The organism is Neoluteolibacter marinus (assembly GCF_014904755.1).
In the GTDB taxonomy this organism is placed as follows: Bacteria; Verrucomicrobiota; Verrucomicrobiia; order Verrucomicrobiales; family Akkermansiaceae; genus Haloferula; species Haloferula marina.
Genome location: NZ_JACZFQ010000006.1, coordinates 115499 through 127675, shown reverse-complemented (window position 1 = coordinate 127675; position 12177 = coordinate 115499). Strand labels below are relative to the sequence as shown.

12 protein-coding genes are annotated in these 12177 nt (G+C 67.2%); 5 read left to right on the top strand and 7 right to left on the bottom strand.

Going from position 1 to position 12177, the window contains the following annotated elements:
* Positions 1-21 precede the first annotated feature (21 nt).
* Entirely contained in the window at positions 22-927 is a 906-nt protein-coding gene (locus tag IG178_RS01755) for a shikimate dehydrogenase family protein (RefSeq protein WP_193210773.1), read from the top strand.
* Positions 928-932: 5 nt separating this feature from the next.
* On the opposite strand, the gene IG178_RS01750 is transcribed toward IG178_RS01755, so the two are convergent.
* Both IG178_RS01750 and IG178_RS01745 read right to left on the bottom strand, forming a co-directional pair.
* Positions 933-2024: a hypothetical protein gene (locus IG178_RS01750; RefSeq protein ID WP_193210772.1), complete on the bottom strand. Its 1092-nt coding sequence runs from the start codon at positions 2022-2024 to the stop codon at positions 933-935.
* Positions 2025-2033: 9 nt separating this feature from the next.
* Positions 2034-3116, bottom strand: a complete 1083-nt coding sequence (locus IG178_RS01745) for a hypothetical protein (protein WP_193210771.1) — start codon at positions 3114-3116, stop codon at positions 2034-2036.
* Between the two features lie 144 nt (positions 3117-3260).
* On the opposite strand from IG178_RS01745, the gene IG178_RS01740 reads away from it, so the two are divergent.
* Positions 3261-4088: an LOG family protein gene (locus tag IG178_RS01740; protein WP_193210770.1), complete on the top strand. Its 828-nt coding sequence runs from the start codon at positions 3261-3263 to the stop codon at positions 4086-4088.
* Between the two features lie 9 nt (positions 4089-4097).
* Here the strand turns inward: IG178_RS01740 and IG178_RS01735 are convergent, their stop codons facing one another.
* Positions 4098-4700 (bottom strand): GNAT family N-acetyltransferase, encoded by a 603-nt coding sequence (locus IG178_RS01735; protein WP_193210769.1) that lies wholly within the window; start codon positions 4698-4700, stop codon positions 4098-4100.
* A 135-nt stretch (positions 4701-4835) separates the two neighbouring features.
* Between IG178_RS01735 and IG178_RS01730 the strand changes: the two genes are divergently transcribed.
* The 3 genes from IG178_RS01730 to IG178_RS01720 are packed head-to-tail and all read left to right on the top strand — an operon-like array spanning position 4836 to position 7277.
* The gene (locus IG178_RS01730) at positions 4836-5396 is read left to right on the top strand and encodes a hypothetical protein (protein ID WP_193210768.1); all 561 of its coding nucleotides are present in this window, start codon (positions 4836-4838) and stop codon (positions 5394-5396) included.
* Between the two features lie 6 nt (positions 5397-5402).
* Positions 5403-6485 (top strand): hypothetical protein, encoded by a 1083-nt coding sequence (locus IG178_RS01725; protein ID WP_193210767.1) that lies wholly within the window; start codon positions 5403-5405, stop codon positions 6483-6485.
* Between the two features lie 57 nt (positions 6486-6542).
* On the top strand, positions 6543-7277 hold the full coding sequence (locus tag IG178_RS01720) for a copper homeostasis protein CutC (RefSeq protein ID WP_193210766.1): 735 nt from the start codon (positions 6543-6545) through the stop codon (positions 7275-7277).
* A gap of 1 nt (position 7278) precedes the next feature.
* Here IG178_RS01720 and IG178_RS01715 read toward each other — a convergent pair whose 3' ends face one another.
* From IG178_RS01715 to IG178_RS01700, 4 genes are all read right to left on the bottom strand, one after another.
* Entirely contained in the window at positions 7279-8541 is a 1263-nt protein-coding gene (locus IG178_RS01715; protein WP_193210765.1) for a (Fe-S)-binding protein, read from the bottom strand.
* Positions 8542-8547: 6 nt separating this feature from the next.
* Positions 8548-9606 (bottom strand): FAD-binding protein, encoded by a 1059-nt coding sequence (locus IG178_RS01710; protein WP_226894624.1) that lies wholly within the window; start codon positions 9604-9606, stop codon positions 8548-8550.
* Positions 9606-11048, bottom strand: coding sequence for an FAD-binding oxidoreductase (locus IG178_RS01705; RefSeq protein WP_193210763.1), 1443 nt, complete (start codon positions 11046-11048; stop codon positions 9606-9608). The genes IG178_RS01710 and IG178_RS01705 overlap by 1 nt, the downstream gene beginning before the upstream one ends.
* 63 nt (positions 11049-11111) lie before the next feature.
* On the bottom strand, positions 11112-12161 hold the full coding sequence (locus IG178_RS01700) for a PA0069 family radical SAM protein (RefSeq protein ID WP_193210762.1): 1050 nt from the start codon (positions 12159-12161) through the stop codon (positions 11112-11114).
* Positions 12162-12177: the final 16 nt, after the last annotated feature.

Below are 12177 nucleotides of genomic sequence, written 5' to 3'. Positions count from 1 at the left end.
CAAGGTGGTCGCCCTTCTCTCATGAGCGGCGACCTCCACTTCATCGACGACCTCCTTTCCCGTGACCTGCTCGACGCCGGTCACGCAAAACCGGCCCGCCTGGCGGTGATCGGCTGCCCGGTCACCCACTCCGCCTCGCCGCGGATGCATCAACCGGCACTCGACGAAGCGGGCATTGACGGCCGCTACATCAAGGTCGAGGTCGAACCCGGCCAGGTGGCGGAAGCCTTCGCCCGGATGCAGGCGCTGGGATTCATCGGCTGCAACGTGACGGTCCCGCACAAATTCGAGGCCATGGCGGCGTGCACCTCCGTCGATCCCGGTGCGGTCGAAATGGGTGCGGTCAACACGGTTTGCTTCGCCAGGGACGGCATCCATGGCTTCAACACCGATGGACCGGGCTTCGAGGCGGCCGTATCCGAAGCGTTCTCAATCCCCCTTGCCGGGCTCGACGTCCTGATCGTCGGCGCGGGAGGCGGTGCCGGAGGAGCCCTGGCCGCCCATTGCGCCCGGGCCGGGGTCAGCCGGCTGGTGCTCGCCAACCGCAGCCTCGACAAGATCGAGTCGCTCGCCGGCAACATCCGCGGTCATCATCCGCAGCTCGCCGTGGAATCCCTCGCCCTAGATGCCCCCCGGCTCCCCGGGGTCGCGCGGACCTGCCAGCTGGTGGTGAATGCCAGCTCCGTCGGATTGAAAGCATCCGACCCTTCGCCATTGCCGCGAGAGTCCTTCGCCCCGGGGCAACGGGTCTTCGACACCATCTACCAGCCGCCCCGGACCGCGCTACTTTCCGACGCCGCAGCTGCCGGAGCGGAAATCGCGAACGGCGCCACCATGCTCCTCCACCAAGGAGTTCATGCGTTCCGCCTGTGGTTTCCGGGGAGTGATCCCGCGAGTGCCATGCGCCGGGGACTTGCCGCACCGTAGCGGAGCTATTCCGTCGGTTCGGCGAGCTCCATCCAGTGGTTCGCCAAAAGCTCGACGATCTCGAATTCCCGTTCGTCGTCGCCCTTGCGGCTCACCTTGACCCGCAGGCGGATCATTTCATCGGGGTCGCGGGTCACCAGCTCGCTCTCGAACGGCCCCTGCCCGTTCTTCCTGGCCGCGAAAGTCTCTTCGATGATCCGCCCCATCTCCGTGTTCCGCTTCACCCGAATCTCCGGCGAACCGGATACCGCCACATCCGGGTGGCCCGGACGCTGCGAGTAGAGGACCAACCCGATGTATTCCTGGCTCCGGCCGTTGGCACCGATCCGTTCGCGCGCGAGGACCCGGAACTCCCCCTCTCCTTCGCCGGTTCCTGCAAGGAACAGGGCCCAGGGTTCCGTTCCGGCCCGCACGAATTCATCCCAGTCGATCTTCCATTCACCATCCTCCTCGAAGAACACCGCCTCGATCAGCTGCCCGTCCTCCCGCTTCCACAGCGTCTCGATCGCCCGTCCCGCCGGTGTGTGGATCACCTTGTAGTAGTCCGGAGCAATCTCCGCCGTTTCCGCAAAGACCGGATTGAACTGCTGGTAGCGCACCATCCGCGACAAGGTCAGCTCAGGGTGAAGGATGTAGTCGGACTGCCCCCCCAGATCCGACGCCGCCATGAACTCTCGGAGACGGATCCTGCAAGCTTCAAGCTGATCCTGGATCAGCCGCTGATCAGCCATCGCCTGGTCGCTGAAATCGCGCTCGTTTTCCACCACCGACGGCGCCGTGTCGTCGGGCCACATCCGTTTCAGGACGATCGCGGCCAGCCCCAGCAGGAACACCCAAACGATCACGAACACCATCAAGGCGCGGGCCTTGCGCTTCCCCTGCCGGCTGCGGGTCGATTTTCCGGACCGCGATCCCCCCGACTTCGGCTTCCTCACCTTGCGACGGACCCGCACCATCGCCGGCGCCTCGGGAGCCACGTCACCGGCCGGATCTGCGGAACATTCGGGACAAACACCACGCTCTTGTGGCGATGCGCCCGCTTTGAACAGCGAACCGCAGTGGGTGCAGTGATACCAGGCGCCGGATGAATCGCTCACGGCCTTTTGCTAGGGGCTGACCCAACCTTTGTGAAGCATCTCCGTGATCACGAACAACTTCTCTCCTCCCTCCGCAGGTCCCGACAATCTCAGGGTTGCGCGGACTTCGGACTTCTTCTCCAGAAGGATCGAGCTTTCATTGAACTCGCCCTCAAGCCACTCCGCTTGAGGCGATCCGCGTCGCACGAAGGCCCAGACCAGGTGTCCCAGCCCGGCGTCGAGAAGCGAATAGGCGCGATACTCCGCCTCGGGGAATGCCGGCGTGTAGGTATTCCCCGGACGCACCACCCCCCTGACCAATCCGCCGGAAACCTCGCCCCCGGCCTCCAGATCGGCAATCTGGACCTCGCCGATCCCGTAGCTCGCGAGCCAGTCGATCTTGAGCTCGCCATCTTCCCTCACAAAAAACATCTCGAACGGCTCGAAGTCCCCCCGCAGTCCCGTCAATACCACGGCCGACCGTCCTCCGGACTCCACGACCTTGTTCTCGATTTTCTCCCCACGGGCAAACAGGGGGGAGCAACCCCACGGCTTCCAAAAGCCGGCCAAGCGCTCTTTCACCCGCTCCGCGTCGCGGACCAAAGGCAGTACCGCCTCGGCCGAGGCCGCCCCCGCATAGTCCTTCAGCAAGGCCTCCGCTTGTTGGACCATTTCCCCCACATGATCCAAAAAGTACTGCTGGTTGGGGTCCAGCGGCTCTGCCTGCTTTTCGAGATACGGTTCGCCGGCAATTTCCACCGGGGACTTGCTCTTGCTGGCCGCCATCAGGGCCATCACCGCGGAAATTGCCAACGCACAGGTGCCCAGCGACATCCACAGGGTCCATTGCTTCAACCCGACGCCCTTGTTCTTGCGGCGTGACTTGCGGGGCACCGCCGGGCCCACCTCGCTCATCGGCTTCGCCTGCAAAGGTGCTCCGGTTTCCAGGCGGTGCACCGGATCTTCAGCCATCGCAGCCTCCGGCTCGCGTTCACCATCGCCGCTGCCGATCCGCAGCCCGATCTCGATCCCTCCTCCCGCATCGCCGGAGACGCGCCCGCCCCCGCCGATGACATTCACCTCGAAGCCCCCGTGGCCACTGTCGGAACCCATTTCGTCATTTCTTTTCGGCGGTAGCATCGGCGCGGGCGCACCCTGCCACCACATCCCGGACCCGGCAAGCCCGGCAACCCGGCGGAGATCGCGGGTCCGATTCCCCATGGCCACCCCCCGAATGCCGTGTTAGAGAATCCCCTCATGACGCCGCCCGACTGCCCCGATTGCCCGCGCACCACCCCCGAACACGGCATCAGCGCCGAGGCCATCCAGGAGGAAGAGCGCTTCGAGCTGGAGAACCCTGACCGCGGCTTTCTTGCCGGTCCCCGCTCCCGCGTCCACGACCTCGGCACCGTCTTCCGCGTCGGGCTCGACCTCATCCACGCCTTCCGCACCCTGCACTTCGTCGGCCCCGCCGTCACCGTCTTCGGCTCCGCCCGCACCAAGCCTGGCACCACCTATTACGAAATGGCGCGCAAGGTCGGCGCCGCCGTCGCCGAGCTTGGCTTCACCGTCGTCACCGGCGGCGGTCCCGGTATCATGGAAGCGGCCAACCGCGGCGCCCACGAGGCCGGCGGCCGCTCCATCGGCGTCAACATCGAGCTGCCTTTCGAGCAGCACCTCAACCCGTACGTCGACCGCTCCGTCACCATGCGCTACTTCTTCACGCGCAAGACGGTCCTGATCAAATACTCCTACGCCTTCATCGTCCTCCCCGGCGGCGCCGGCACCTTGGACGAGATGTTCGAGACCATGACCCTCATCCAGTGCGGAAAAATCCGCAACTTCCCCATCATCCTCATGGGCAAGGACTACTGGCAGCCGCTCATGGACCTCGTCTATCACATGGCCGAAGCCGGCACCATCAGCCCCGGCGATCCCGACCTGATCTTCTTCACCGACGATCTCGACGAAGCCATGGCTCACCTCAACCGCCACGCCGTCCGCCAGTTCGGGCTGCGCCGCCAGCCGATGCCAAAGCCCAGCGTCCTCTTTGGCGAGAAGGCCGTGGCCAAGCACGCCGGCTGAGGCGTCCAGCTACAAGATCACGCCCGACAACTCCGCCAGCCGCCCCGCCAGCTCGGCCCCGGCCGGGGTCGCCGGCAGCGAGTCTAGATCCGCGAGGTCCCAACGGTAGACCGCATTGTAGCCATCCCACTCGCCGGTCGCCCCGGTGTCGCGCATCCAGCGCAGGGCCCGGGTGTTTTCCGGCATGGTGTAACCGACCAGCCGGACCATCCCGTGGCGGTAGGCAATCAGCCAAAGGATCGCCAGCAACAAGGTCGCCACGCCGCGCCGCTGGTCGCCATCCAGCACCGTCACCGAAAACTCCGCTTCGGCGGGATCTTTCGCCGAGCGCCAGAAGCTCGCCGCTCCCATGGCCTTGAAGCCCTCCCGTGCCGGATCGAACACCGTCCACACCGCGTGCTCCGGCGGGTCACCCGTGAGCAGGCGATCGAGCATCGCGTCCCCGATGACGTCGCCGTCGCGCACCCAGAACCGCTGGTATCGGGCCTCCGGCGACAGCTGCCGGTAACCCTCCGCCACCAGCTCCCGGTCTGCCGGGGTGAGCGCCCGAGCCACCACCGCCGTCCCGTCGCGCAATTCCAGCTCCAGCCTCCGCACGTCCATTCGCTCCATCCAAGCGCATCCCCGCCTCCCGCGCGATCCGGGATTTCACGGGTGCCTCCATCCACCAACAACGGTTCCGGCACTTTGACTTTCATCGCAGGCACCCCTTATCTTCGATCCGTCCGCGTCCCGCTGCCCCCTTTTATGAACCTCTTCACGCTACTGGCCGCCTTCGGTTTCCTCGGCATCGCTTTCGCGACCCTGGTCGCCTGTCTCTGGGTCTTGTGGGGAGTGCGCAAGCGCAAGCTCCGAGCAACCCTGCTCCGGATCGGCTTGTGTCTGGTGCCATTGGTTCTCTTCACCGGGTTCTGCATCTGGCTGTTCGGCCCCGCCGATTTCCACAGCCCCGGAGACCTGGCCGCGGCCTACCGCACGGAATTCGGCTCGGATCCTCCCCCCGATGTGACCGACCTGAATGCCCGCCAGATCGTGGTCGGCGATTCGGGAGGCGCTTGGCTCCGCTTCCGGGCATCCGGCACGACCATTGACAGCCTGCTGGGAAAATTCAGCGCCACCGACCGCAGCCACTTCGCCGAGGCAGGGACAGGCGCGAATGTCCCGGATTGGTGGACCCCGGAACAGGACGGGATCGAATTCTTCTATATTGCCGAGAATTGGAGCGACTCCTGGAGTGATTCGGTCGCCGTCTTGGGAATCGACCGGAGCAAGAGCATGGTCTATTTCCACCACAGTGGGATCGACTAGCTGACCATGAAAGACCGCCGCCTCGTCATTGGCATCGCCTGCTTCGCCGCCGGACTTGCGGCCGGGGTGACCGGCACCCGGATGCTCACCCCTTCGCAAGAGCCGGCCGCAGCCGAGCCACTCGCCACCAAGGCCGCCGCCCGGCCGCCGCACCCCACGCCTGCCAATCCGTCTCCCGCGGATCGCTCCCCGCGCCCGGCCAAGCCGCGCCAAGCGGTCACCGTGGCCCAGGAGACGCGCGACGAGATGCAGGAACTGGTCGAGGGTGCCATGCAACTCGACGACGACCGGCTCCGTGAGAAGTCGATCGAGAATATCCACGACGCCATGGCCAGCAAGGATCCGGCGCGGGTGGCAGCCGCCTTGTCCGCCTTCAATTCGCTCGCCGAGCTGGATTTCGAAAGGTCCTCGTTCCGGCCCCTGATCACGCCCCATCTGGAGGCGGAAGATCCGGAGGTTTGCAGGGCGGCTTGGTGGGCACTTTTCCAGACCGGCGCGCAACCGGGTGACATTGAGCAGCTCCGCGAGGTCGCGCGGGACGGCGGCGTGGGCGACGCCGCGTCGATCCTGCTCTTCCGCTTTGGAAAGGGGGACTTCACCGGCGAGTCCGGCGATGTCATCCTCGATCTTCTCGCCGGAGCCGGGGAGAAAGATGTAAAAGCCCTGCTCCCGGGCCTCTGGGGTGCCCGGCTCTCTTCCGGACTGGAAGCGGAAATCATTGCCATGAGCCGCGAGCCCGGACTCTTGCATGATGCGGTGTATTTCTCCCTCAGCACCCAGCAGAACAAGAGAGCCGCCACCGTGGAGCGACTGATCGAAGTGCTGGCCGACCGCGACAGCCACAACAACGGCGGCCGCGCTGCCTGGGGGCTCCTGCAGGGCGTGCCGGATGAGCTCACGCCGATCGTGGCCGACGCCGCGTTGAAAATCGTCACCACCCGCTCGTCCGGCTACCTCCAACAACAGGCTTGGGCATTGCTGAACCGCTACGCCGGCCCCGCGCAGCGCGAGGCGCTGGAAGAATTCGCCGCCAAACCGAACTTGTCCGAAGCCCGCCGCGCCTCGCTGGAAGCGATCCTCCGCAAGTGACCGCCCCGCCGGTCATTTGCCTTTCCAAGCGTGCCGCTTCCCTCCAAGGGTCTGCGCATGATCCTTGAAATCTGCGTCGACTCCCTGGACTCCGTCATCGCCTGTGCCGAAGCCGGCGCGGATCGCATCGAGCTTTGCGCCTCGCTCACCGAAGGCGGCTTGACGCCGAGCGCCGGGATGCTGGCGCAGGCGCGCGCGATTTTCCGCGGCGAGATCGCCTTCATGATCCGCCCCCGCGGCGGCGACTTCGTCTACCGGCCGGAAGAGGTCGCGGCGATGTGCGCCGACATCGAACTCGCCCGCGACCTCGGCACCGACGCCGTGGTCTTCGGCTGCCTGACGCCGGACGGCAGCATCGACGTCGCCACGGTTGAAACCTTGCTCGACACCTGCAACGGCCTGCCGGCCGTGTTCCACCGGGCCTTTGATGTCTGCAAGGAGATGGACGAGGCGCTGGAAATCATCGCCGGCTTCGGCTTCGAGCGGATCCTCACCAGCGGCGGCGCGCCGACGGTGCCCGAGGGACTCGATGCCATCGCCGCCCTGGTGAAACTGGCGGACGCCCGGATCGACATCCTCCCCGGCGGCGGGATCAAGCCGGACCAGGTCGGGGAAATCCTCCGCCGCACCGGCGTCGGCCAGATTCATCTTTCGGCACGCAGTTTGCAGGAGAGCCCGATGACGTTCCGCCGACCGGAGATCCCGATGGGCGGAGCCAAGGTTCCCGGTGAATACGAGCGCCACATCGCCGACCCCGTGCGGATCGCCGAGGCCCGTTCAGGGATGTCCTGAATCAACCGGCACGCCACGCATCGCGCAGCACCTGCACGGTGTGGCGGACCTTGACGCCGGAGCCGGCGCGCCCGAGATGCATCGCGAGCTGGGTCAGGCAGCCGATGTTGCCGCTGGCCACCACGGAGGCGCCGCTTTCGATGACCGCCTTGGCCTTCTTTGCCCCCAGCGAGGCGGCGACCGTCGGTTGGTCGAGGTTGTAGGTCCCGGCCGAGCCGCAGCACAGGTGGGTGTCGCGCAGCTCGACCAAGCGCAGCCCCGGAACCCGCGCCAGCAATCGCCGCGGCTCCGCGCGGACGCCCTGACCGTTGGCGAGATGGCAGGCGTCCTGATAGGCGACCACCATTTCCTCCTGCGGCTCCGGCAACGCGGCGAGGTCGCCAAGCCGGTCGAGGAAGACGCTGACGTCGACGACTTTCGCCGCGAAGCCGGACGCCCGGTCTTCCTCCGCGCTGCCCTTCAGGATCAGCGGATACTCGTGCAGGCCCGACCCGCAACCGGCGGCATTGGTGATGATGGCATCCACGTCGTCGGGAAAGGCCGCAAGATTCCGCGTCGCGAAATCCATCGCCGACCCGCGGTCGCCGACATGCCAGGCGAGCGCGCCACAGCACGACTGGCCGTCCGGCACCAGCACCTCGACGCCGTTGCGGGTGAGCACCTCGATGGTCGCGAGATTGATGTCGGGATCCAGCACCTGCTGGGCGCAGCCGGCGAGCAGGGCGACCCGCGCACGGCGCTTGCCGATGGCAGGGTAGCATGACTCCAGCGGCTCGCGCGGGGGAAGCGAGCGAGGCAAAAGTTCGAGCATCGGCCGTAGCGGGCCCGGCAGCAAGCGTGCGAAAGGAAGAGCCGCCCGGGCCATCGTCGCCGCCGCCCGGAAGCGCCACGGGATCGGCAAGGTTTCCGACATCATCCAGCGGCGCAGCTTCTCGCCGGTGGAGCGTTTCCGCCGCCCGTCCATCAGCGCGCGGAAGGGGCTGATCAAGTCGCGGTAGCGAACACCCGAAGGGCACGCCGGCTCGCAGGCGAGGCAGCCGAGACAGGCGTCGAGGTGCGGCGCGGCCTGTTCGGGTTCGAGCGATCCCTCGAGCACGTCCTTCATCAGCACGATGCGCCCGCGCGGGCTGTCCGGTTCGCGGCCGAGCTCGGCGTAGGTCGGGCAGGCGGCGAGGCAGAACCCGCAGTGCACGCAACTGCGCACCGCTTCCGCGATCGGCTCGCCGAAGGGAGCGGCTTTTGCGGGATCGATGTCGTGCAGCATGACAGGTCAGGGTGAAGGAAAGCGTCCGTCGGGATCGAGCGCCGACTTCACGGCCCGCGCGACCTCCGGCGAAGGGCACGAACCCAGCCAAGGCGACGATCCCCCGCCGCCACGAATGGCAAGGCCCCGCGAGCCCTGCGCTGCGAGCATGGCATCCAAGGCGGTCTCGTCCGGACAGGCGAACCATCCCGCCGCACCGGCCGAGTAGCGGCGGGGCATCGGCCCGAGCTCGCGGAGCCGCGCCTCGAGATCAGCGATCCGCGAAAGGGTCAGGGGCACCTTCACCAGCGGGGCGCCGTCCGCCCAAATGACTTCGCGAGCATCGGCCCAAAACCGATCCGCCTCGCCGGCGGCGACGATCTCCACCTCCCCCGGCCAGCAGGCGGCGATCTCCCGCGCCATCTTTTCCAAGGCCACCTCGGGTCCGCCGAGCCTCAGCCAGACCGCGGAGTCCTGCGGCAGGTATTCCATCGCGTCCGCTTCCCAGCGCGACGAACCGACCGTCACCATTCGTTCGACCGCAACCCCGGCATCCGCGCAGGCAACCTTCAACGTCAGCGATGCGACGGGAGCGGGAAAGACCTTGAAGCAAACTTCGGTGACAATCCCGAAGCGGCCCATGCTGCCGACCAGGAATTTCGGCAGGTCGAAGCCCGCGGCGTTCTTCACCACCTTGCCGCCACCGCGGATCAACTCGCCGCGGCCGTCGACAAACTGCACGCCGATCAGGAAATCCCGCAGCCCGCCGAAGCGGAAGCGGCCGGGTCCCGAGATGCCCGCCGCCACAGTGCCACCGAGGGTCGCTCCGGCGGCAACGAACAGCGGGTCGAAGGGCAAATACTGGCCCTCTTCCGCCAAGGCCGCGGCGACCTCGGCGACCGGCGTCCCCGCCCGGGCGGTGAAGGTGAACTCGGAGGCGTGGTATTCGAGGATCCCGGTGAGCCCCCGCAGGGAGATTTCCTCGCCCGCACCGACGAGCCGCCGCTTGCTGCCCCCGCCGACCGCCGCGACCCGCGGATATGCCCGCACCGCATCCGCCACTTCCGCCGCCTGGTCCGGTGCCATCATTCGCGGGAAAGGATGCCGGCTTTTTCCAAGGGATGCAGCCCGTGGGTGGTGAGTGCCGGCGCCTCGGCCCCGGGGAACATCTTGCCGGGGTTCGCCAGTTCGCCCGGATCGAAGGCGTGCCGCAGCCGCTTCATCACCGCGATGTCCGCTGCGGAAAACATCGCCGGCAGATAATCCCGTTTTTCCATCCCCACGCCGTGCTCGCCGGTGATCGAGCCGCCCATCGCCACGCACATTTCCAGGATCCGTCCCGCAAGCGCCTCGGCACCCTCCAAGCCCCCCGGAACGCGGCCGTCATAGAGAATCAGCGGATGCAGATTGCCGTCGCCGGCGTGGAAAACATTCGCCACCCGGTAACAGGTCTCCACCGACATCTCGCCGATCCGCCGCAGCGCCTCGCCCAGCCGGGCCCGCGGGACCACGCCGTCCTGGACGATGAAGTCCGGACTCAGCCGGCCGACCGCCGAAAACGCGCACTTGCGCCCTTTCCAGATGGTCATCCGCTCGGCCGCGTTGGCGGCGACGCGCGTTTCGAAAGCATTCGTTTCCGCGAGGATGGCGGCCAGTTGCTCGCGCTCCGCCGCCACCTTCTCGACGGGGCCTTCGAGCTCGATGATCAGCACCGCCTCCGCCCCTTCCGGGTAGCCGCAAGCCACGGCGGCTTCGGCCGCTTCGATCGCCAGCGCGTCCATCATTTCGAGGGCTCCGGGAAGCAGGCCGGACTCGATCACCGCCGAGACCGCATTCCCGGCAGCTTCGAGCGAATGGTAACCGGCCAGCACGGTGTGGAAGATCTCGGCCTTCGGCAGCAGCCGCAGCGTGATCTCGAGCGCGATGCCGAACAGCCCTTCCGAGCCGCAGAACAAGCCGGTGAAATCCGCACCGACCTGCTCGCGGCTGCGGCCGCCGAACTCCACCACTTCGCCGGTCGCAAGCACGGCTTTCACGCCGAGCACGTGGTTTGCGGTCATGCCGTATTTCAGGCAATGCGCGCCGCCGGAGTTGAAGGCGATGTTGCCGCCGATGGTGCAGATCGTCTGGCTCGAGGGATCCGGCGCGTAGTGCAAGCCGTGGCGATCCGCGGCCCGGCTGACGTCGAGGTTGATGACGCCCGGTTCGACCACCGCGACGCGATCGACCGGATCGACCTCGAGGATGCGATTGAGGCGGTTGAGCGCGATCACGATCCCGTCCGCCACCGGCAGCGACCCGCCGGAAAGCGAGGTGCCGCTGCCGCGCGCCACGAACGGCACTGCGTGCTCCACGCACCAGCGGACGATCGCGATCACCTCCCCGGCCGTCTCGGGCACCAGCACCGCGCCCGGCAGCGCCTTCATCGCGGTCAAGCCGTCCGATTCATAGACCGCCATCCGCGCCGGGTCCGTGAACACGCGGTCCGGCGGAAGCAGCGAGCGCAGCGAATCGTGAAGCGCGGGCATGGGTCGGGTTTTGTCCAACCTAACACAACCCTGCGTGCGGTGGACGGAGAATCTCCGTCACGCTCAAAACAACTCGCCCTGCCCCGGCATTACCCGGCGGAAAGCGTCGCCATTCAGTTCGGGCGGCCGCGTCGCCAGCCCGAGCCGGCGGCAGGTGGCGTGGAAAAGGGCCCGCGTCGCGGCCGCCGCCTCACCGGTGCCGCGCATCCGCGTGCCGGGGGTGCTGGTGTTCAACTTGCCACCGCGGCTCGCCCGGATGCGGCCGAGCACCTTCTCCTTCCGGTCCGGGAAGTGGCGGTCGAGCCAGGTTTCGAAAATCCCCGCCACCGCGCCGGGCAGGCGGACCATCGAGTAGGCCGCGAAGCTGGCACCCGCCTCCTTCGCCGCGGCCAGGATCTCCGGCAGCTCGTGGTCGTTCAGCGCCGGGATCAACGGCGCCGCGCTCGGGCCGACCGGCACCCCGGCATCCACCAGCGCCCGCATCGCCTGCAGGCGCGCCCGCGGTGACGAGGCCCGCGGCTCGAGGATCCGCGCCAGCTTCGGGTCGAGGGTGGTGATCGAAAGATAGACGCAGACCGCCCGGTACCGCGCCAGTTCGGCGAGGTGATCGATGTCGCGCGCGACCAGCGCGTTCTTCGTGATCACCGACACCGGTTGCCGGAAGCGGGCCATGACCTCGAGGCAACGGCGGGTGATTTCGAGCTGCCGCTCGACCGGTTGGTAGCAATCGGTCACCCCGCTCATGGCGATCTTCCCCGGGCTGAGGCTGCGGCGGCCCAGTTCCTTTTCGAGCAACTCCGGCGCGTCGTGCTTCACCACGATCTTCGATTCAAAGTCGAGTCCGGCCGAAAAGCCGAGGAACTCGTGGTAGGGCCGGGCGTAGCAGTAGGAGCAGCCGTGTTCGCAGCCGCGGTAGGGATTCACGCCAAAGTCGAAGGACAGGTCCTCCGCGGCGTTGCGGCTGAGGACCGAGCGGGAGTCGTCGCGCAGGAAGCTCGTGCGAAGCGGACGCGGGTCATCGTCGATCCACGCGTCGTCGTCGGTCTCGACGTGCAGGGATTCGAAACGATTGGCGGGATTGGCCTCCGCGCCGCGGCCCCGGGACGGCTTCATGCCGGGACCCTCGGGG